General features: G+C 36.0%; 21 protein-coding genes. 5 read left to right on the forward strand and 16 right to left on the reverse strand.

The window, feature by feature from the left end:
* Window positions 1–3 precede the first annotated feature (3 nt).
* The 4 genes from DRF61_RS03025 to DRF61_RS03040 form a co-directional block, all read right to left on the reverse strand.
* Complete coding sequence (locus DRF61_RS03025; RefSeq protein ID WP_111953923.1) at window positions 4–1035, reverse strand: hypothetical protein; 1032 nt, start codon at window positions 1033–1035, stop codon at window positions 4–6.
* Window positions 1036–1222: 187 nt separating this feature from the next.
* Entirely contained in the window at window positions 1223–1741 is a 519-nt protein-coding gene (locus tag DRF61_RS03030; RefSeq protein ID WP_111953925.1) for a hypothetical protein, read from the reverse strand.
* Between the two features lie 5 nt (window positions 1742–1746).
* Window positions 1747–2280, reverse strand: coding sequence for a hypothetical protein (locus DRF61_RS03035; RefSeq protein WP_111953927.1), 534 nt, complete (start codon window positions 2278–2280; stop codon window positions 1747–1749).
* A gap of 18 nt (window positions 2281–2298) precedes the next feature.
* On the reverse strand, window positions 2299–2850 hold the full coding sequence (locus DRF61_RS03040; protein WP_034701130.1) for an RNA polymerase sigma factor: 552 nt from the start codon (window positions 2848–2850) through the stop codon (window positions 2299–2301).
* Window positions 2851–3040: 190 nt separating this feature from the next.
* On the opposite strand from DRF61_RS03040, the gene DRF61_RS03045 reads away from it, so the two are divergent.
* The 4 genes from DRF61_RS03045 to porW all read left to right on the forward strand — a co-directional run bounded on the left by DRF61_RS03045 (window position 3041) and on the right by porW (window position 7524).
* Complete coding sequence (locus DRF61_RS03045) at window positions 3041–3790, forward strand: Rossmann-like and DUF2520 domain-containing protein (protein WP_111953929.1); 750 nt, start codon at window positions 3041–3043, stop codon at window positions 3788–3790.
* Window positions 3780–4298, forward strand: coding sequence for a KdsC family phosphatase (locus DRF61_RS03050; RefSeq protein WP_111953931.1), 519 nt, complete (start codon window positions 3780–3782; stop codon window positions 4296–4298). Before DRF61_RS03045 ends, DRF61_RS03050 begins: the two co-directional genes overlap by 11 nt.
* A gap of 6 nt (window positions 4299–4304) precedes the next feature.
* Entirely contained in the window at window positions 4305–4859 is a 555-nt protein-coding gene (locus tag DRF61_RS03055) for a Maf family protein (protein ID WP_111953933.1), read from the forward strand.
* 85 nt (window positions 4860–4944) lie between these two features.
* Window positions 4945–7524 (forward strand): type IX secretion system periplasmic lipoprotein PorW/SprE, encoded by a 2580-nt coding sequence (porW, locus tag DRF61_RS03060; RefSeq protein WP_228452619.1) that lies wholly within the window; start codon window positions 4945–4947, stop codon window positions 7522–7524.
* Window positions 7525–7581: 57 nt separating this feature from the next.
* Here porW and tsaB read toward each other — a convergent pair whose 3' ends face one another.
* From tsaB to rpiB, 8 genes are all read right to left on the reverse strand, one after another.
* The gene (tsaB, locus tag DRF61_RS03065) at window positions 7582–8268 is read right to left on the reverse strand and encodes a tRNA (adenosine(37)-N6)-threonylcarbamoyltransferase complex dimerization subunit type 1 TsaB (protein ID WP_111953935.1); all 687 of its coding nucleotides are present in this window, start codon (window positions 8266–8268) and stop codon (window positions 7582–7584) included.
* Window positions 8269–8414: 146 nt separating this feature from the next.
* The gene (locus DRF61_RS03070; RefSeq protein WP_111953937.1) at window positions 8415–9164 is read right to left on the reverse strand and encodes an SDR family NAD(P)-dependent oxidoreductase; all 750 of its coding nucleotides are present in this window, start codon (window positions 9162–9164) and stop codon (window positions 8415–8417) included.
* 48 nt (window positions 9165–9212) lie between these two features.
* On the reverse strand, window positions 9213–9584 hold the full coding sequence (locus DRF61_RS03075; RefSeq protein WP_111953939.1) for a YraN family protein: 372 nt from the start codon (window positions 9582–9584) through the stop codon (window positions 9213–9215).
* Window positions 9584–10009 carry a hypothetical protein gene (locus DRF61_RS03080; RefSeq protein WP_111953941.1) on the reverse strand — a complete coding sequence of 142 codons (426 nt, stop codon included), beginning with the start codon at window positions 10007–10009 and terminating at the stop codon, window positions 9584–9586. The genes DRF61_RS03075 and DRF61_RS03080 overlap by 1 nt, the downstream gene beginning before the upstream one ends.
* A 17-nt stretch (window positions 10010–10026) precedes the next feature.
* Entirely contained in the window at window positions 10027–10956 is a 930-nt protein-coding gene (locus DRF61_RS03085) for a S66 peptidase family protein (RefSeq protein WP_111953943.1), read from the reverse strand.
* Entirely contained in the window at window positions 10953–11639 is a 687-nt protein-coding gene (locus DRF61_RS03090; RefSeq protein WP_111953945.1) for a LysE family translocator, read from the reverse strand. The genes DRF61_RS03085 and DRF61_RS03090 overlap by 4 nt, the downstream gene beginning before the upstream one ends.
* Before the next feature lie 64 nt (window positions 11640–11703).
* Window positions 11704–13857 (reverse strand): ribonuclease R, encoded by a 2154-nt coding sequence (gene rnr, locus DRF61_RS03095; protein WP_111953947.1) that lies wholly within the window; start codon window positions 13855–13857, stop codon window positions 11704–11706.
* A 428-nt stretch (window positions 13858–14285) separates the two neighbouring features.
* On the reverse strand, window positions 14286–14720 hold the full coding sequence (gene rpiB / locus DRF61_RS03100) for a ribose 5-phosphate isomerase B (RefSeq protein WP_111953949.1): 435 nt from the start codon (window positions 14718–14720) through the stop codon (window positions 14286–14288).
* 554 nt (window positions 14721–15274) lie between these two features.
* Here rpiB and DRF61_RS03105 point away from each other — a divergent pair.
* Entirely contained in the window at window positions 15275–16465 is a 1191-nt protein-coding gene (locus tag DRF61_RS03105) for a phosphoglycerate kinase (protein ID WP_111953951.1), read from the forward strand.
* A 546-nt stretch (window positions 16466–17011) separates the two neighbouring features.
* Here the strand turns inward: DRF61_RS03105 and DRF61_RS03110 are convergent.
* From DRF61_RS03110 to DRF61_RS03125, 4 genes are all read right to left on the reverse strand, one after another.
* Entirely contained in the window at window positions 17012–17833 is an 822-nt protein-coding gene (locus DRF61_RS03110; protein WP_111953953.1) for a class I SAM-dependent methyltransferase, read from the reverse strand.
* 116 nt (window positions 17834–17949) lie between these two features.
* Complete coding sequence (gene mnmG / locus DRF61_RS03115; RefSeq protein WP_111953955.1) at window positions 17950–19812, reverse strand: tRNA uridine-5-carboxymethylaminomethyl(34) synthesis enzyme MnmG; 1863 nt, start codon at window positions 19810–19812, stop codon at window positions 17950–17952.
* Window positions 19813–19962: 150 nt separating this feature from the next.
* On the reverse strand, window positions 19963–20382 hold the full coding sequence (gene ybeY / locus DRF61_RS03120) for an rRNA maturation RNase YbeY (protein WP_111953957.1): 420 nt from the start codon (window positions 20380–20382) through the stop codon (window positions 19963–19965).
* 4 nt (window positions 20383–20386) lie between these two features.
* Window positions 20387–22543 (reverse strand): patatin-like phospholipase family protein, encoded by a 2157-nt coding sequence (locus DRF61_RS03125; protein ID WP_111953959.1) that lies wholly within the window; start codon window positions 22541–22543, stop codon window positions 20387–20389.
* Window position 22544: the final 1 nt, after the last annotated feature.

Genomic DNA, 22544 nt, shown 5'->3' on the forward strand with positions numbered 1-22544 from the left:
GTATTATTTAGATTTACCAAAATTTTCAGGCAATATATAATTGCCGGTCAAAGGATCAAGTGAGACTTCCGTTCCCGCCATTGCTTTTCTTTTTTTCGCTGCATTGGCATCAATCGCTACAATAGCTGCATTGGCTACTATACTTCCTATCAAACCACCTATACCTCCGCCTAACATTATCATCGTAGAATTAGATTCAGGAAAAAGCTCTTCTTTCTTAACTTCAATGAAAAGTCCCATTTCATCTCTGAAAATTTCAACATAACCCACCGGAATTATTTTATATGGAACTCCGTTATGAACAAATGCATAAAAATTTCTGATTGGCTTTTTATCATCGCCCTTCGCTGCTTTTGTTGCAACACCTTTGCTGTTGGTTTCAATCGTATAACCTGGTTCTGGATTGTGGGTAAAAAAACTGTAGGAATCTTTATAAACCCCTTCTTTTAATGTATCTGATTTTAAAATATCAAGCTTATCCATCAAAATAGAATTATAGCTGGCAAGATCATTTTCCGAAATACCAAATTCCCAAGTAGTTTTACTGTAAGAATCTTTCAGCAAATCTGCTAAAGACAATGTAATTTTCTTTGCTAAACTTTGTGATAAATAAGGTGTATTTCGTGATGAAATTGTTGTAACGGTATCTATTCTGTTAACAAAATGATAACCGTCATCTTTCTTTTTAAAAGTACTCGCCCGTAATTCAAGCTTTCCGATAGAATATTTTTCTTTTATATCTTCAGAAATAACTATATTTTCCAATAAAAGTACTAATTCATCATTTCCTCTAGCCGTGTTGTATTTATAAAACCAATCTGAAATGTCTTTACTCGGGTCATTTTCAAAAACAATATTCACTTGATTTTTATGAAATAATATGCTTCCAATTTCTTTATTGGGTCGCTGATCAATTACACTGAAGCTTTTGTACGTATTTTTACTGTCTTTTATAGACTTTGACAGGTCAATTACTTCCGTTTTCTGCGCGAAAAATAAGCCGGAAAGTAATAGAAAGAAAAATATTTTTTTCATACTGATAATTTTACGAACCTGGGATCTGTTTTAAACAAAAACTTTGAATTTAATTGAACTTACTTCACAAAAATAAGAATTAGCTCACTATGTATTGAAATTAAATCATTTTATACATCTTTTAAAACTAAACGGCTCTCACAAACAATTGTCTGTAAGAGCCGTCCAACATTAAAAAAATAAACTATTATGGGTTTTGTTTGGGCTTTGCCATACTGCGTCCGCTGTGAGGTTTTCTCTCATTCATTTTATCTCTCATCATTCCTTCAGACTGGAATAGCTTCAATACTTTTTGGCAAGGAATCACCTGCTGCATCTTGTCAGCATATTTCTTTCTGTTATCAAGCAGTTTCTGTCCTACTTCGAAACTCTGCTGAAGCTTTGCTTTGGCTTCATCGTCAGATAATGTTTCAGGGTTGAAATCAGGGTTAAACTGGCTTTTTATCTGCTTCTGGTTATCTAAATACTCATTATAAAGCTGAGTAAATTCTGTTTTATCGCTGGCATCAATTTCGAGATTTTCTACCACCATATTATTCCTAAACTTTTTAAGAAGTTCTTTTCTCTCTTCAGGAGAAAGATTGTTTATTACCTCTTTTCGTTGTTTAGGGTCCATTTTTTTCCAGTCATAATCTGTAGTCTGTGCATTTTGTGCATTCAGGCCAAAACCATAAATAATAAAAAGTGTAAATAATATCTTTTTCATCTTTCTTAATTATATAAATCTAAATAAACGTCCTGAGTCGAATTGCTTGCCAGTTCTGATATTTCGGAATTGGAAAAAGAATCCAGATATTCATTCATTTTAATTTCTTCTTTTTTAGTGGCAGCTTTTACAGGCTGCGGAGCTGTTACGCTTTCAACATCCTTTTTAGGAGTGTATGAAATAGTTTTAGTTCCCTGACTACTAACTGTTTGATTATTATTTTCAACAGAAGTTAAATCTGCTTCCAAAGTTTCATAAGCACGTTCGCTTTCTGTTTTTGGTTCCTGAATGTTGACTGCTAATGTTTTTGAATTCGCCACATCTGCCGCCGTATCATTGTCAGAATTAAAAACATACGTTGCCCCGAATATTAAAGCAAGCGATGCCGCAGCGGCATACATCCAGTTTAATTTGAAAACCGGTGCTTTTTTATTCGCTTTCACTTCGTTCATTACATTATCCTGGATATTTTCAAATAAATGATCCGGAATTTTGTAAATATTCTTACGTTCTAGTTTTTCTATGTCGAACTCTTTCATCTTTGTTTGTTCAAAAAATTATCTCTCGTAATTTTCTTTAATATACTCTTCTATTTTCTGTTTGGCATAATGATAATTCGTCTTTAAAGTCCCCACAGACATATCTACAATTTTAGAAATCTCTTCATAGGGTAAATCATCATAATACCGCATCATAAATACCAGTTTCTGCTTTTCGGGCAGGCTTTGTATGGCATTCTGGAGCAGCAGCTGTATTTCTTCCGCATCTCCTTCCGTATTGTCGGCCACCAGGTTCTGCATATAATACTCAGGATCTTCATCCGTTTTCTGCATTTTTTTCAACTTGTTGACCTGCTGTAATGCTTCGTTGGTAGCAATCCTGTAAAGCCAGGTATACAGCTGACTGTCATTTTTAAACTGGTGAAAATTCTGGTAAGCTTTAATAAAAGTCTCCTGTAGCGTATCCTGAGCAAGATCTCCATCCACAATAATTCTTCTGATATGCCAGTACAATCTGCTTTGATAAGCATCCATCAAGGCACGGACTCCTTTTTCCTGGGTCCGTGGATTCTGCATCAACGAAATAATTTCCGCGTCCTTAATCTTCATAAGATGCTTTCACTGTTTTGGATTACAAAAATAGCCGAAAGTTAAATTACTTATTCAATTTTCGGTCCAAATATTTAAAATAATATCAGATCATTACGTCACGTGCCTTACACAATAGGAACAGAGATATTCCACCATAAACTTCAGGGAGCTCTGCCTCCGTCTTCCTTTAAAATCTTATCTTTGTTAGATGCAAACTGTAATTATAGGTTCCGGAAATGTGGCTTATCACATGGCAAAGGCGTTTAGCCTGAAGAATATTCCATTAATGCAAGTTTTTGGAAGGAACGGCGAAGAATTAAAGAAGATTTCCGGGGAATTGAATGTTCCTTATTCTACGGAGCAACTTCAAGATGCAGACCTGTATATCATCTGTGTAAGCGATAACTCCGTTGAAAATGTTTCTCAGCTTATCACCAAAAAAGACTGTCTGGTTGCCCATACTTCGGGATCTCTTCCCAAAGAAATTCTGAAAGGCGCGTACCGAAAAGCGAGTTTTTATCCTTTGCAGACATTTTCAAAATCAAAAGAACTGGATTATGAGAAGATTCCGTTATTTATTGAAGCTGAAAATGAACAGGATAAACAGCTTCTTTTTGAAATTGCTTCCAAAATCTCAGAAAATGTGATGGAAAGCAGCCACGAGAAAAGAAAATATATCCACCTTACCGCAGTTTTTGCCTGCAATTTTGTCAATCATCTTTTCGCAAAGGCAAAGGAGATTTCAGATTCGCAGGAAATTCCATTTAATTATTTTCTGCCTTTGATTGATGAAACAGTACAGAAAATTCATGAGATCGAGCCTAAAGCCGCCCAAACCGGCCCAGCCGTAAGAAATGATGTGAGGATACTGGAATTACATGAACAGTTACTAAAAGGCGAAAGTCTTGAAATTTATAAAACAATGAATCATTCTATTCAAAAAATGTATGAGCTATAAAGAGAAATTAAAAGATATTAAGGCATTTGTATTTGATGTAGACGGAGTTTTTACAGATGGAAGTGTTTATCTGATGCCCGGTGGAAATATGTGCAGGGTAATGAATGTTCTGGATGGTTATGCAGTAGTTAAAGCACTAAAAAACAATTATTTAATCGGAGTAATCACTGGCGGAAATGATGAAATGGTAAAGCACAGGATCAATTATCTTGGAATAGAGGACTATTATCCAAAGTCACACGATAAAATGGTTGACTTTGAAGATTTTAAAAAGAAATACAATCTTAAAAATGAGGAGATCCTGACAATGGGAGATGATCTTCCTGATATTCACATTATGGAAAATTCTGCTATTTCAGCCTGTCCTGAAAATGCCGTTCCTGAAGTAAAGGGAATATCTGATTATATTTCTGCCAAAAAAGGAGGAAGCGGGGCAGTACGTGATGTAATAGAGCAGGTCATGAAGGTTCAGGGGAACTGGCATGATGATAATACGCAATCTGTATAAAAACTTATGAAATTACTTTTAGCATCCCAGTCACCAAGAAGAAAAGAACTGCTTTCAAGCTTAGGCTTCGATTTCGAAGTTGTAAAAATAGATTGTGAAGAAATTCTTCCCAAGGATATCAAAATAGGAGAGGCAGCAGCTTATCTGTCTGAATTAAAGGCAGCAGCATTCAGAAAACTGTCTGATGATGAAGTACTGTTAACTGCTGATACTGTAGTTGCAATAGATAATAAGGTCCTTGGAAAACCGAAAGACGGGAATGAAGCAAAGCATATGCTGCGGTTGCTTTCTGGAAAAACTCATCAGGTTTATACGGGAATTACCATAAAATCCGTTAATAAAACATGGACTGAAACTGATGTTGCGGATGTAGAATTTGATGAAATTACCGATGATGAAATAGAATATTACGTTCAAAATTTCAAACCTTTCGACAAAGCAGGCAGCTATGGTATCCAGGAATGGCTGGGCATGGCAAAGATCAACAGGATGAATGGAAGCTTTTATACGATCATGGGACTTCCTACTCATTTGGTTTATAAAATTTTGAAAGAAATATAAATATTATTCATTACAAAATTTTGTTATTTTTACAAAATCATCAGCTGCTCATAATAAAAAGCAGATAAGAGAGTTATATTGAATAATGAAAAAGAATATATTATTCCTTTTAATCATGTGCATCGTTGCTTCCTGTGCTACCAAGACCAAAAAGCCGGAACAGCGATCAAAATTCATGAAAGGATTCAACACATATTACAATACCCTTTTTAATGCAAAAGATGCGTTAAACAGCGAATTCACGAGCAGAGACAAGGGACACAAGGACAATTTTTATGCGCCTTATATTCCTATTCTTACTATTGAAGATCAACCTTTGGGAAGTGATCTGGGCCAATCTGCCGCCTTCGCTGAAAATTCCATGAAAATGGCTGAAGTAAACAGACCTTCTTCTGAAAGAGGAGCTCCGGGGATGCCACCCGGAATGCCCGATGCACAGGGAAATACAACTCCCGGAATGCCTGATGAGCTCCAGAACAAGGGAGCAACTACGTTAGAAATTGCTGAAGCAAAGGCTCAGAAAGCCATCAACAAATATTCTGTTATCAGAAACGGTGAAGAAAAGAATAAAAAGATTTTTGACGCTTACATGATTCTTGTACAATCCAGAATCTACCAGAACAAGGCTGTACAGGCTCTGGATGCCCTGAACTATGTTTTCACCCACATGAAGGATGATAAAAGGCTTCCTCTGGCAAGAATCTACCAGGGTGTAGCCTATGCACAGATCAAAGATTATCATAAAGCCAACGAAACTTTTGCCAAACTACAGGGTGAGGATATTAATAAAAGCTATGCTAAACTGCTGAGCATTTATCATTCTGAGGCTCTTTTGGACGCAGGAAAGCTGGAGGAAGCCGGAGCTGAACTGGACAGGGCTTTTGAGCTGAATTCTGACAGAAAACTGAAAAGCAGGATAGCCTACCTGAGAGGACAGGTTTCTGAAAACCTGGGACAAAATGATAAAGCCCGTGAAAGCTTTACCCAGGCTTATAAATATGCCAATGATTTTGAATTTGAAGTAAAATCCCAAATTGCCATTGCTAAAACTTTCAATGGAAAAGGGGATTATAACGGAGCCAAAAATTATCTGGAAGGGATCAGTAAGAAAGGAACTTACGGCTCCAGAAAGAATGAATTTTACTATGCTTTAGGTTTAATGGCCAACAAAGCCGGAAAGAAAGACGAAGCTCAGGAATTCTTTAAAAAATCTCTTTTTGAAAAGGTCTCAGATCCACAGGTAAGAGGTCTTACGTATTATGAAATAGGGAAGAGCTACCTGGAAAAAAATGATTATATCGGCGCCGGAACTTATTATGATTCTGCCCTTACGGTAATGACTTACGAGCCTTCTAAGGTCCTTTTAAAAGACCAGTCTGAATATATTAAGAAGATCTCTAAAAACTATTATCTGATCAAGAAAAACGACAGTATTCTTTCTTTAGCGAAGATGAATGATGCTCAGAAAACAGATTTTTTCTCGAAGTATATCGCCAAACTGAAAGTTAAGGAAGAAAAAGAAGAACAGGAGAGAAGACGTGCAGAAAGAAGCAAAGGTTTTGATTCGGGGGATTATAGCGCAAATTCAATTTTTGCCAATAACACCAATTCTTTTGAAGATTTTGGGGTTACCACCAAAGGTTTTTATTTCAGCAATACAGGAACAATAAGCAAAGGATCATCTTCCTTTAAGCAAATCTGGGGAGACAGGGCGTTAGCTGATAACTGGCGTTATTCTAAAAAGATGGCGACTATTGAAGATATGAAAAATGAAGCTCTTGGCGTGACTTCGGCACCTAATCCAAGACGTTTTGAGCCGACTTACTATATTGAGCAGATTCCTACTGATCAGGAAAAACTGAGCCAGTTAAAGAAAGACAGAGACACCGCTTCATTAGGTTTGGGCGTCATGTATCAGAATTATTTTACGAATACCCCTTTGGCAACAAAGACATTATATGATCTCGTAGATGTAAAACCTGAGGAAAAAGTAATGCTTCAGGCTCTTTATGAAATCTTTGCAATGAATTACCAAAAGAATCCTCAGGTCTCTGAAAGAGCAAAACAGATTCTTTTGACCGATTATCCTTATACTTCTTATGCTGAATTTGCAAGAAACCCTAAGAATAATTCATTTGTGAAATCATCAGCAGATGTTGAAAATGAATACAAAAAGGCTTACGCTCTTTATGAAGCTGAAAAGTTCGGGGAAAGCCGTGACATCATAGATCAGACGATACAGAAGTATCCCAAAGATGCCCTTGTTCCGAAATTCCACCTATTGAATGCATTCAACACCGGGAAAATGAGCGGAAAAGAGGTAATGATTCTGCAGCTTGAACAGATCGCACTGAACTATTCTAAAACTCCAGAAGGCATAAAAGCGAAAGAAATGCTAAATTATCTGAAAAGTGAGCTTTCTTTCCAGGCAACGGATAATAAAGGAAATTCCCTTCCACAGCAGCCACAAATGCCGGCACAACCTGTACAGAATATGAATAATGGTATTCCTCAGAATCCAGCCGGAAATGATAAAAACAGCCAGCTTCAGCAGGTTGTACAGGACGCAGATACAGAGCCCAAAAAGCCTAAACAGAAACTGAAAAAGGATAGAGATAAGGATAAAGAAAAAAATCCTGATGGTATTCCGGAAATGCCCAAATAAAAAAAAGCGAAGATTTACTCTTCGCTTTTTTTTATGTAACTGCTTATTTTTTTATAGTCATACAGAATCTGAAGATTTCTTTTTCTTCACCCCATGGAAATCTTTGAGATAGAACGGTTCAAAGTAGGCAATATCTTCAAACTCTTTTTTATCTATCATTTCTATGGTCTTTCTGATCAGGTATTGTGCAGAAGGGTAGATATCATTCCTAAATTCTGCATCCGGAAGATTCAGAATTTCTTCGGCCTTCTTAGCGCCGTCGCCTACAAAAATCACCTTTTTATCTTTAAATTCCCCGAAAGAGGTTTCATCTAAAATTTTGGCTTCGGTCGGTGAAAGTTCTTTTCCTGTTTTGCCGTCATAAGCAGCCGTATAAACCTCCATTCTCCTCGCATCGACTAATGGCACTATATAATCGTAGTTTTTGCCTAAAAAAGGCTCTATCATGCTTTCTAGAGAATTTACTGCGATTAAGGGAACCTTCAGTCCATAGCAAAAACCTTTTGCAGAGGCAGCCCCAATCCTTAATCCGGTGTAGGAACCAGGCCCTTTACCTAATGAAACAGCCTCTATATCTTTCATGGTAAGCCCTGCTCCTTCAAGCGCCCACTCCACAAAGGTATGTAGGCTTTCAGATTGTTTATAGTTTTCAGAAACTTCTTCGCACAGGCAAAGGAGATTTTCATCGTCTGAAATAGCTACCGAACAGTTTTTGGAAGAGGTTTCGAGGTATAATACTTTCATTTTCTTAATTTAAAAATTGCAGAAAGCGAAATTGCTTTAATTTATGCAAATTTATGGCTTTATTTCTATCTATGCCAGCTCCATAGTTTTTACCCATTTCAAAAAGCCAGTGAAAACAGCAGAATAAAAAGTGATGTTTTTTCACCTTATTTTCTGTAAATCGTTCTCGGCTCGCTCTGTGCACTAGGATAAATGGTCATATCCGAAACCATCACATGTTTTGGAGCATTAATGCAGTAAGCAATAGCATCAGCAATATCTTCCGCCTTTAAAGCTTCATATCCTGCATATACAGTAGAAGCTCTTTCACTGTCTCCTTTAAACCTTACGAGAGAGAAGTCTGTTTCCACAGCACCTGGCTGGATATTGGTCACTTTGATCCCGAATTCAGTAAGTTCCAGACGCATTCCTTCAGAAATCACATCAACTGCTTTTTTAGTTGCACAGTAAACAGTTCCGTTGGCATAAGTCTGTCTTGCCGCCACTGAACTAACGTTTACAATATGCCCTGAATTACGGTCTTTCATGGAAGGGATGATCATTTTGGAAACATATAAAAGCCCTTTTACATTCCCATCGATCATAGAATCCCAATCATCTGTCTTTCCGGCAGAAAGAGGATCTAAACCGTGTGCATTTCCTGCATTATTAATAAGAACATCAATAGCTTTCCATTCTTCAGGCAGTGAACTTATTGCTTTTTCAACTTCTTCAAGATTCCTTACATCAAAACTTAAACTAAATATTTCGGTAAATTGAGAAAGCTCAGTCTTTAAAGATTCCAAAACTTCATTTCTTCTTCCACAGATAATAATTCTGTTTCCCTGTCTGGCCAAAAGCTCTGCAGTAGATTTTCCTATTCCGGAAGTAGCTCCGGTGATGAGTATTGTTTTCATTGTATTGTAAAATGTATAGTTGTATAGTGTGCAAAGTATTTAGTGACTTTAATTTGCATCTAATGCTTCAAAAGCACTTTCAATATGTTCTATATCTAAATTTCCTTTTCCGTCGGCAAGAACAGAAATAATATCAAATCTTACTTCACTGCTTTTGTTAAATTCTTCAAGATAATGATTGGCCGCAATAACTATGGATCTGATTTTTGTTTTGGTTACCGCCTCCTGAGGCAGCATAAAGGCATCTGTGGAACGTGCTTTTACTTCTACGATGATAATTAAACCTTCTTTTTCAGCAATAATATCGATTTCAGCTTTCTGAAACCGGAAATTTCTGGTAACAATCTTATAGCCGTTCTTCTGCAGATATTCTGCTGCAAGGTCTTCCGCTATTTTACCAAAATCATTATGTGTTGCCATTATTTAAAAGATAATTTATGGTGTGTTGATATCCACACTTCTCTGTTTTTGCAGTCCCAGTAAAATCGTTTTGAAAACAAATCAAACTCACTTTTTTCTGAGGGTTTGAACAGGGTATCATTCAATTTATAAAAATCAATATTTTCAAGCTTATCAAGTGTAAAACCCATTCTGTTCTTGAGTTTAAATGTTTTAAAATCGGGTTTAGAAGCATAGTTCCTTCTTTCCCAAATCTTTCCTCTCTGATCATACTGAGAAAGGGTGTACTCAGCATTACAGGGACATTTCTCTTTATATTCAAACTTTAGTCCTTTGTAAAAGAATAGAAAATAAGAGACTACACTAACTAAAAACAGAATATAAAGCATGCTTTTCACCAGATCCGGAGTGATTTTTATGGGCTCAAAATTTTCAATAAGCTTCATCCGGAATCATCTTTTTTCTAAAACTCAATCTTAACCTTATCTCCGACCTTCATATTAACTTTCCCTCCAATGATTAAAGGTCTGTTATCTTTAATATGTCCATTCGGAAATCCAAAAACAGTTGGGAATTTATATTTTGAAATTCTGTCAGAAATTAGCTTGTAGGCAAATTCATCGAAGCTTTCTTCATAGCTTTTATTCTCTTTTTCATCACCCATATTGGTCATCCCACCAACGATCAATCCTTTTATTTTATTGAAAACTCCGGCTAATTCCAGGGTCATGATCATTCTATCCAAAGCGTAAAAATTTTCCCCTATATCTTCAATGAATAAAATTTTATCCCTGAAGTCAAAAGAATATTTGGTTCCTAAAAGCGCATAGATCAAAGCTAAATTACCTCCGACCAGCTCTCCTTCAATATTCCCTGCTTTATTAAACTTATGAGATTTTAAAGCATATTCAGGCCTTTTTCCTTTCAAAATATTAAAAACCAGATCATAGCTTTCATCTGTAACTCCAAAGCTGGAGGTTTTAATGGTTTGTCCATGAATAGATGCAAAACCTTTTTTCAATAAATAGCTTTGAATAACAGTATTATCGGAATAACCGATATACCATTTCGGATTATTTATAAAGTTTTTCAACTTTAAGTGCTGAATCAGATGCTGGCAGCCATAACCTCCTCGAGAGGCCCAGATTGCTGAAATATCCTGATCATTTAAAGCCCAGTTGATGTCTTTAATTCTTTCCTGTTCTGTACCGGCGTAATTATAGCCGTTTGAATATTTAGTATAAAGGTGCTCACCCAGAACGGGTTCAAAACCTTTGTTTTTAATCATTTCTATTCCCTTTTCAAGCTGAGAAACATCTACAGCTCCGGCAGGGGAAATAACAGCTATTTTAGACCCTTTTTTAAGGGCCTTGGGAAATATTATTTTTTTCATTCTGTTTTTTGATACTTGATTTCTTTTTTCTCAGCTTCTTCTAAACGCCTGTCGAACTGATTAAATTTCTTAAAGCTCTGCAGAAAGATGAAGAAACTGAAAACAATAAGAATCCCACCAACGATTCTTCTGATCTGGTTGGCAAGCTTCTGGGTAAGTTTATCGTGAAATTGTTTTGCTAAGAATATTTTGGCCAGGTCGATACACAAATAGGTACCAATAACGATACTCACATACAGTATAAAACTGCTGGTATCAGGGTACTGGTTTCTTACAGAGATTACTGTAACCAGCCAGAAAAGAATAACCCCCACATTTAAAAGATTGAAGAAAAAACCATTGAAAAACGTTTTAAAATAGTTCTGGCCAATGATTTTTTCTTCACCGGGCATATGCATTTTGGTCCTGGTGACCATCATGACAATCCCATATACAAAAATAAGTATGGAAGTGATCCTGTAAAATCCGGGATGCTTATCTATTAATGTGACAATATCCGCACTTGCATAATATGCAGCAACAATGCATAATAAATCTGCCGTAATGACTCCGAGATCCAGTGCCAGAGCATGTCTTGGCCCTCTGGTGAAGCTGGTCTCAATTAAAAGGAAAAAAATAGGTCCTATAAAAACCAGGCTCAGCATAAATCCTAAGACAATAGCAGATAGTACAAGTTCAAACATTCAATAGTATTTTAAATGAAAAAAATTTCATCCCATTAATACAAAGTTAGACTTTATGATTTAATTAATCAACAATCTTAAAGTCTAACTGTTTTTGAATAAGGTTGGCTTTTACCACTTTGATCTGAACCTGATCTCCTAACTGATATTTTTTACCGGTCCTGTTGCCATACACTGCATGGGTCTTTGCGTCATAAGAATATGAATCATCTACCAGATCCCTTAATTTGATTAATCCTTCAGCTCCGTTTTCAGGAATTTCAACCCAGAAACCGAATTCTGCAACACCTGAAATAACTCCTGTAAATGTTTCTCCAAGATGTTTTTCCATAAACTTCACCTGCATGAACTTGATGGAATCTCTTTCTGCGTCGGCAGCCAGTCTTTCCATAGAACTGCAGTGTTTTGCTTTGTCTTCCAGCTCCTGCTTGCTTGGAGATTTTCCTCCGTCAAGATAGTGCTGTAAAAGGCGGTGGGCAAGAAGGTCTGGATAACGTCGGATAGGAGAGGTAAAGTGGCTGTAGTATTCGAAACCTAGACCGTAATGGCCGATAGGCTCTGTAGAGTATACCGCTTTGCTCATACTTCTCATGGCCAACGTTTCGATCATATTTTCTTCTCCTTTTCCTTTGACATCGGAAAGAAGCTTGTTTAAAGATTCTGCAACTTTCTTGGTATTGTCAAGATTCATTTTGTACCCGAATGTAGAAACAAAATCTCTCAATGCTTCCAGTTTTGCAGGATTCGGATCATCGTGGACCCTGTAAATAAAGGTATTGTTTGTTACTCCACCTTTACTGTTCAATGATACAAATTCAGATACTTTTTTATTGGCTAAAAGCATGAATTCTTCGATCAGGTGATTGGAATCTTTACTTATTTTAAAGTATACCCCGATAGGCGAGTTGTTTTCATCCAGATTGAATCTTACTTCACTTCTGTCAAATGTAATAGCTCCGTTTCTTACACGTTCGTCACGCATGATTTTGGCTAACCTGTCAAGGGTATTGATTTCCTCTGCAAGGTCTCCCTGGCCTGTTTCTATACGTTCCTGAGCTTCTTCGTAAGTAAATCTTCTATCTGAATGAATCACTGTTCTTCCAAACCATTGTTTCTTGATCTCAGCTTTATCATTCAACTCGAAAACTGCAGAGAATGTATATTTATCTTCATTAGGACGAAGTGAACATACATCGTTACTCAAAACTTCGGGAAGCATTGGAACCACACGGTCTACAAGGTATACCGAAGTTGCCCTTTTGTAAGCCTCATCATCCAGGATAGTTCCCGGAACTACATAATGTGAAACGTCTGCAATATGCACACCGATCTCCCAGTTTCCGTTTTCCAATTTTCTTATTGAAAGCGCATCATCAAAGTCTTTTGCATCCTTAGGGTCAATGGTGAAGGTACAGATATCACGCATATCCCAACGCTTTGCAGCTTCTTCATCGGTAATCCTTCTGTCAATTTTATCCGCATCGAGCTCAACTTCCTGTGGAAAATCGTAAGGAAGGCCATATTCCGCAAGAATAGAGTGGATCTCAGTTTCATGCTCACCCGGAGCTCCCAATACCTGGATGATTTCTCCTTCAGGGTTCTTATCACCAGGCTTCCATTCTATCATTTTTACCACAACTTTATCGCCATTTTCAGCACCTCCAAATTTGGTTCTTGGAATAAAGATATCTGTGTGGATGGATTTTTTATCACAAACCACAAATCCAAAATCTTTATAGGCAACTACCTGGAATGTTCCTACAAATTCAGTTCTTGCTCTTTCCAGAACTTCCAGTACGGAACCTTCCAGTTTTTTTCCTTTGAAATGATAAGTCACGATCAGGACTTTATCGCCCTGTAATGCATCTTTCACATTTTTGGAATGGATAAAGATATCATCTTCCACACCTTCTACATTAACATAGGCATTTCCGGATTGGTTAAAATCAATAACTCCTGTCAAAGTTCCTGCAATCTTCAGATTAACGATATATTTTCCTTTTTCTACTTCTTTGATCTTTTCAGAGCCCTGAAGTTTGTGAAGGGCCTGGATCACCAGCTCTCTCTGGCGGGGATTTTTATACTCTATTCCGTCTGCAATCTGCTTATAATTATAGATCTTCGATGAATTGGTATTCATGAAACGCAGGATCAGTCTTCCGATCTCTATGAGTTTCTGTTCGTTTTTATGGCTTATATATTTACCTTTTCTTGGCATTTTTAATGTTATTTAATTGTTATTATTGTAATAATCCGTTTTTGAAATCTCTGAACTGCAGAGTTTTTAAATTCAAAATAAATAAGATCACGAATTAAAACTTTCTATTTATTATTTTTTCCTCCATATTAAGAGACATTTCAATAAAATCACTTTCAGGAATTATTACCTCTTTATGGATACTGTTTTTATATTTTCTTATTAATTCAACAGCATCAATTTTCTTTCCAATTTATTTACAATGGAACTTAGTCTGTTAAAATTACTACAAATATGGAGAAGAGGGGAGAAAAACCTGTGAATAAATATCTTTTAGGTATCAGGTTTGGGATGGAAATAATAGACTGGTAATTTCTATTAACTGCTGCAAAGATACAAAATAAAAAATAAATAAGGCCTGCAATTTGATTTACAGGCCTTTATATATTTTAGCAAACAGCAATTTTATCTACTCTGTTCTGGTGTCTTCCTCCTTCAAATTCTGTAGAAAGAAATTTTTCAGCAATTTCTATGGCTAATTCTTTAGAGATAAACCTTGCCGGTATTGAGATCATATTGGCATCATTATGCTGTCTTGCCAGCACTGCAATCTCCGGCATCCAGCAAAGTGCGCATCTGATCTTCTGGTGTTTGTTCGCTGTGATCTGAACTCCGTTTCCGCTTCCGCAGATCAATATTCCCAATTCGTTCTCACCATTTTCCACAGATGTTGCGGCAGGGTGAACAAAGTCCGGATAATCCACACTGTCTGTGGAAAACGTGCCAAAATCCTGAACATCAAATTGTTCTGAAAGATAGTTCTTAACAATCTCCTTGTATTCATAGCCTGCATGGTCTGCAGCAATAGCTATTTTTCTTTTCATAATACCTGTATTAAGTCTTTTTAGATTTTATTTCATGACAAAGGTAAGAATAATAACAAAGTCTGTTAGTTAATCCATGGTAATTTGTGAAAAGGTATGTGAATAACTGTGGAAAACTTTTTCCAACTTTCTGTTTTTAAAGATGGATTTATTTCGTAATGGGAAATGTATTTGAAAATTTTAACCACAACTTTCAAAATGTTTTCTCCACTTAATCCAAAGTTTTTCCATAATCAAATAACTAATAATGGATTTGTGGCAAACTTACTCACATCTGTTAATAAGTCTGTGAAAAGACAGATTTACAAGATATTACAATGTGAATTAAATATGAATTGAATAAAAATTATTTGTTACCAATTATTTTGATAAAACTTATCCCCGAAACTAACAATACTCAACAACAACTACATTATTCTTTTCTTTTAAAGAGAAAAAATTGTTGATTAGTGGGTGATTGGGTTGGGGGAAAGTTTTCAAAAAGTTTTGTTTTATTGGTTCTCTTGAAAATGTTTAAAAGCTTACATTTGTGAAACGAAAATTCAAAGATACTTATGAAAACAATCAATGATTTCAATTTTAAAGACAAGAAAGCTCTGGTAAGAGTGGACTTCAATGTTCCGCAGGATGATCAGTTAAAAGTAACAGATAATACAAGAATCGTAGCTGTAAAACCTACAGTAGAAAAAATTATTAATGACGGGGGCTCTGTAATCTTAATGACCCATCTTGGGAGACCTAAAGGCGAAGTAAAAGATGAATTCTCTCTTAAGCATATCGTAGATGAAGTTTCTGCCGTTCTTGGAAAGGAAGTTAAGTTTGTGGATGAATGTATCGGGGAAAAGGCTGAAAAGGCAGCTTCTGAGCTTCAGCCTGGTGAGATCTTATTGTTGGAAAATCTTCGTTTTCATAGTGAAGAGGAAAAAGGGGATGCAGGATTCGCTGAAAAGCTTTCAAAACTTGGAGATGCATTTGTAAATGATGCATTCGGGACAGCTCACAGAGCACATGCTTCTACAGCAGTTATTGCTCAATATTTTGAATCAACTAAATTTTTCGGTTTATTAATGGCTAAAGAACTTCAGGCTATTGATAAAGTGTTGAGAAAAGGAGAGAAGCCTGTAACTGCAATACTTGGAGGTTCTAAGGTTTCAACTAAAATTACCATTATAGAAAATATACTTCCGGCAATTGATAATCTGATCATTGGAGGAGGTATGGCATTTACTTTTATTAAAGCTTTAGGCGGAAAAATAGGAAACTCATTAGTAGAAGAGGATAAACTTCCTTTAGCTCTTGAGATTTTAGGAAAAGCCAAGGAAAATAAAGTTAAAGTATATCTTCCTTCTGATGTTATTATTGCGGAAGCTTTTAATAATGATGCGGAAAGAAAAGAAGCAGATATCTATGCAATTCCTGAAGGGTGGATGGGACTTGATGCAGGTCATAAATCAAGAGACCAGTTCAATGATGTATTGCTGAATTCAAGAACAATCCTTTGGAACGGGCCGATCGGAGTTTTTGAAATGTCAAACTTTGCGGGCGGGACAGTTGCTTTGGGAGACAGCATTGCTGAAGCTACAAAATTAGGAGCTTTCTCTTTAGTGGGAGGAGGTGACAGTGTTGCTTTTGTGAAGCAGTTCGGTTATGATGATAAAGTGAGCTATGTTTCTACAGGTGGAGGAGCGATGCTGGAAAGTCTGGAAGGTTTGGAACTTCCTGGAGTTGCTGCTATCAATAAATAATATTTTATTTTTATATATAGGAGACCGTCAGATATGGCGGTCTTTTTTTGTTTTGCTTTTAATTAAGAGTGAGTTGAGGCTAGTTTTCGAAAATGAGTGGTAAATTTCCAATTTTGTTAAAAAGATGTGGATATCTGCAAATTTTTTATAAAATTTATTTTCTGATGAAAATATGCTATTGGCGAATATTTTTTTAAGGTTATTTTTTTTTCACATGATCAAATTTTTAACCTTCATTCAAAATTTTGTAAAATAATTTGTTAGCTCAATTTTATTTTCAACAGCTTTTTTATTTGGATAATTTTTCTAACCTGAAATTGTTCAATCAATAATTTTTAGAAATTTACAGCTTGCTATAAATTGATATACTTCTTTTTTATATTTTCTAAATTGTTAAAGGAGTCGAGTAGGGGAGTTTTTAAATTTACTTTTTAATTTGACTTATATATCGATCAAAAAATAAACCCGGAATATTTTCCAGGTTTTTGTTTTTTTTGTTGAAATTGGTGAAAATTGACCTTCAGAAATGGCTCAAAAATCGATTTTCTATCTTTTTTCGATAATGTATATCAAACTTGAAAATTCGTTCGAAAAAAGAGCCTTTACGTTAGAAATCGTTCCGTAAACAATTGCTTTTAGCCAAAAAAGAGGTGATTTTTTGTATTTTTCGCTCAGCATGGAGATGTAAAAGGAGTCAAGGACCAAAGGTTTGATTTTTCTCATTTTCCAGTTTGGTTTCTTGGAAATTAAATTTTCCATACCATTTTTGGAGAAATGATAAATATGTCTCGGTACATCATAAGCTGCCCAATATTCTTTGTAATGTTTTGCGTCATAAGAAGTAGGGTTGGGAACAGCTATAATGAGAAGTCCTTTATCTTTTAATTTTCTGTGAAAAATTTCAAGCATCTCATCCTGGTTCTCTACATGTTCAAAAACGTGCCATAATGTAATAGCATCTAAACTGTAGTCCTGAATAATATTGATATTATCAATTACCGTTGCTTTGGATATTTTATTAAGTGCAGCTTTTCTGGCATCGGCATCAGGTTCAAAACCGAAAGTTTCAAAATCGTTTTCTATATATTTTACAAATTCTCCGGCACCGCAACCGTAATCAAGAACTTTAGATCCCTTTTTTATCCTGTCTGCGAGGATATTTTTTTTGTATTGTAGATTAAAAGACTGTAAGAATTTATAAAGCTTTTCTTTAAAACTTCCTGAATCCTGATGATGGGAAATATAATCTTCGCTTTCGTAATATTTGGAAATATTGGATGGAATAGGAGAGGTCTTGAAAACCCCTTTTGTTTCTGTTTCTTTTATTTCAAATATTTCCTGTGAAAGAAAATGATCCTTTATTCTCATTGAATTAATTACTTGATATTTAAAAATAAGGTATTTACTGCTTGAAAACTTAACGGCTATAAATACCTTAATTTTTGCTTTTAATTTATAAATGTTTCACGTGAAACATTTTTGCTTTAACGTCCTAAATAGACCAGTAAAACGTTTATATCGGCTGGAGAAACACCACTGATTCTGCCTGCCTGTGCAATTGTTTTCGGTCTTACATTAGACATTTTCTGCTTTGCTTCTGAAGAAAGGCTGGAAAGGCTTTTATAATCAAAATCTTCCGGAATTTTTATATTTTCCAGACGGTTAAGTTTCGCTACATTTTCTTTTTCCTTTTCAATATAACCTTTGTATTTGATATTAATTTCGGCCTGTTCTCTTACTTCATCATCATATTTTGATGAAAATTCTTTAATAACATCAATAGTATCAAGCTTTTCCAGTGTAATATTAGGTCTGGTAAGAAACTGCGATGCTCTGTAAGCCTGATCTACGGGATTACTTTCAATAGTTTCTAGTATTGGATTAATAATACCTGGCTTTAAAGAAGTTTCTCTTAAAAACTCTTCAAGTTCCTGACTCTTAGATACTTTTGTTTCAACTTTTCTTAACCGGTCTTCTTTAGCAAGACCTAGATGGTAAGCTTTTTCAGTCAATCTGATATCAGCATTATCCTGTCTTAATAAAAGTCTGTATTCTGCACGGGAAGTGAACATTCTGTATGGTTCTTCCGTTCCTTTTGTGATCAAATCATCAATTAATACTCCAATATAAGCTTCATCTCTGTTCAGAATAAAATCTTCTTTTCCGTGTACTTTATTGTGGGCATTAATACCAGCGATTAATCCTTGTCCTGCAGCTTCTTCATATCCTGTGGTTCCGTTGATCTGGCCCGCAAAATATAAATTGTCGATTAGTTTTGTTTCTAATGTATGCTTTAATTGGGTAGGAGGGAAGTAGTCATACTCAATAGCATAGCCGGGACGGAATACTTTTACATTTTCAAAACCGGGAATATGCTTCATCGCTTTGATCTGTACATCTTCAGGAAGGGAAGAGCTGAATCCGTTTACATAGATTTCAACCGTTCTCCATCCTTCCGGTTCTACGAAAAGCTGATGTCTGGTTCTTTCCGCAAAACGGTTGATCTTATCCTCAATACTTGGACAATATCTTGGGCCTAAACTTTGAATTGTACCATTAAACATTGGGCTTCTGTCGAAACCTTCACGTAAAATATCATGTACTGTCTCGTTGGTGTAAACGATATGACAGCTGAGTTGTTTTGTTAATTTTGGAGTATCTGTATAGCTGAACTTTTGAGGATTTTCATCGCCTTTCTGCTCTTCCATTTTAGAATAATCAAGACTTCTTCCGTCTACCCGTGGAGGAGTACCTGTTTTCATTCTACCTGCTTCGAAACCTAAGCTTACCAATTGTTCGGTAATTCCGAATGCTCTAGGTTCGCCCATTCTTCCACCGCCTAATTGTTTGTCTCCAACGTGAATCAATCCGTTAAGGAATGTTCCGTTGGTAAGAACTACAGATTTACTTTTTATCTCAATTCCTAAAGAAGTAATAACTCCGGTTACCTTATTGTTTTCTACAATAAGCTGTTTTACCATATCCTGAAAGAAATCAAGATTGGGTGTGTTTTCTAATGCTAATCTCCATTCTTCTGCAAAAAGCATCCTGTCATTTTGCGTTCTTGGAGACCACATCGCAGGGCCTTTTGAAAGGTTCAGCATTTTGAACTGGATTGCTGACTTATCTGCTACGATTCCGGAGTATCCTCCCATAGCATCAATCTCTCTTACAATCTGTCCTTTTGCGATTCCTCCCATGGCCGGGTTGCAGCTCATCTGTCCGATGGTCTGCATATTCATTGTAACAAGCAGGGTTTTTGAACCTAGGTTCGCCGCAGCGGCTGCAGCTTCACAACCTGCATGTCCGGCGCCTACTACGATTACGTCATATGTATCTGAAATCATTTTTATATTGCTTATTTAAAGCCTTTAATTTTACTGTTTTCTATGAATGTTTCACGTGAAACATTTTTAGAGAATGTGCTCCAGGTGAGCTTTTATTGTGGCTATAATTGAACACTTTACGGATTATTCTTTAAGTGATTCTTCAATTTATTAAGGATTTAATTCCTTAAACTTAGCCAGGTATAAATCTTCCATTCTCCGCATTTCTTTCTCTTCTTCTTCTGTCTTATCCTTGTATCCTGCAAGATGAAGGATCCCATGGGCCAATACCCTTTTTAATTCCTCTTCATAATCTCTGGATAGGGCAGAAGCATTGTCTGAAATTCGCTGCAAAGATACGAAAATCTCTCCGCTTATTGTTTTCCCTTTTACATAATCAAAAGTGATGATGTCGGTATAATAATCATGCTGCAGATAATCCTGATTAATCTTAAGCAGATATTCATCATCGCAGAAAATATAATTGATTTCGCCTAGTTTTTTTCCTTCTGAAAGAATAATATCTTCCAGCCATTTTTGATAATCTGTATTTACAGATTCCTCTAAATTTTCGTAAAAGAATTGTATCATTGTATTAAAACCAGTGTCCTAAAATAACACTGAATATGCCTTTTTGATTGTTTTTAAGTGAGTGGCTAAAATTGACCTTAATTTGTCCAAACGGAGATTTATATCCGGCAGTAAGTCCTACTGAACTATAATTTACTTTAACTGCATCTTCAAAATTGATATCATCCGAAAGATTGGCAAAGCTAAAATTCCCGCTTAAGAAATAGTTTTTATTGAATTTGAACTGAAGATCATTGGAAACAAGAATGACATTATTGGTATTGAGCTGAGCAAAATAAAATCCTCCGAAGCTTCTGAAATTGATCATATTCTGTTCAAAAATTCCGCCAAGTCTATATTGGTAAAATTCCGGAAGATTATCGCCGATGGTAATTCCGCCATACAAATTAAGACGGTAGGAAAATTGCTTTGAAATTGGAACATTAATCCTGATATCTGCTTTAACCTGTATAATTCTCTTTTCAACCTCGGATTTCAAAAGATCGATTACTTTACCTTCCGCGTTGATGTAAATGCCTCTAGATGGGAAGTCTTTGTCATTCTGGGTATCACTTTTCAGGAAAACATAAGGATTTAAAAAACGCATATACCTCTCATGCTCGCCATTTATTTCAGCTCCGAAATAATCATGACTGATTCCGCCTCCGATTGCAAATTTATCCTTCCATACAGACTGTATAAAGGCTTCATTCCTGAACCATTCCCATTTATCCACTACATTATTGTCAATATTCTTTAGATCAAAGCTCATTCCGGAAGAGTAGATACCGAAGCCCGGGATATATCCGTTATCAATAAAATAGTTTAGATAATATCTTGGTTTATCGCCTACGATAACATCAAGGGACAAGTTTGAATTTTTAAATAAAAGACGTTTTCCTGAATAATTCAGAAGGAGACCGGTTTTGAAGACTTCATCATAATGCAGTCCAACTTTTAAAAAATGGCGGGCTTCATCCTCTGTAACGTAAAGCTTAAGATAATTGGCATCATTTTCTGGAATAATATCATAATTGATGAAACGGTAGTTATTGGTAGCAACCAGTTTATCGATTTTTTTGTTGATAGAGCCATAGGTTTGCATGGATGGCAGACGTAGGCCCATTTTACCTAAGACGTAGTTTTTACCATAAATACGGCCTCCATCCAGCGAAATACTGTCAATCTTATACACATTGGAATATATTGGGTTTACACGCTCTCTAAGGCGGTCAAACTCTCGTTTGGGAAGCTGATCCAACACAGCGGTGTATTTCATACCTTCCGCATAGCCACTGTCGAGAATTTTTTTCTTCTCATCATAACTGGTGGCAGTCATTCCTTTCAGATTGGGCTTGATATTAATATCTGTGTATTTATATTGTTTTCTGGTATCTCTTTTAATTCCGAAATCAATAACCTGATTAAGGATTGATATAATATTGTTTAAATCTTCTCTTTTCGATAAATCCTGGTTTAGGTCCACACCGATCACGATATCGATTCCTTTGTCCTTTAATGGCTTTGAAGGATAATTTACCGTCATCGCTCCGTCTATATAAATACTGTCACCAATTTTTACAGGATCCATCAGAGAAGGAAAGGCAGAACTGGCCATTATTGACTGTACAAGATCGCCTTTTTCGAAAATTTCCATATTGCCGCTTTCCAGATTGGTAGCAACACACATAAAAGGAATTGGCAGTTTGGAAAAATCATCAATATTGGAAACATTTTTAAAAAGTTCCTTAAGTAGGTAAACATTTCTCTGTCCTGAGCTTATGGAGGAGGGAAGGGATATCTTCCCGTTTTTTAAAGGAATGGATAAAAGGTATTTATCGACGGATTTATTAAAGAAAGAAGTTTCCTGTCTGGATTTAGGATCCATTATAAGAGAATAGAAATCGGTGTCCATTACAATCTTTTCTATTTCTTTCCCGGAATATCCCGAGGCATATAGGCCTCCAACAATGGCTCCCATACTGGTTCCGGAAATATAATCGACCTTTACTCCTAGTGAATCCAGTACTTTCAGTACTCCGACGTGTGAAAAACCTTTGGCACCACCACCGGCAAGAGAAAGGCCGATTCTTGGATTTTTTGGTATGACCAGATCCTTTTTCACTTGAGAATGGATCATCAGGAGTTGGAATGCGAAGAGAAGGATCAGGAGTTTTCTCATA

Origin of the sequence: Chryseobacterium lathyri, assembly GCF_003290185.1 — a bacterium.
GTDB classification, from domain to species: domain Bacteria; phylum Bacteroidota; class Bacteroidia; order Flavobacteriales; family Weeksellaceae; genus Chryseobacterium; species Chryseobacterium lathyri.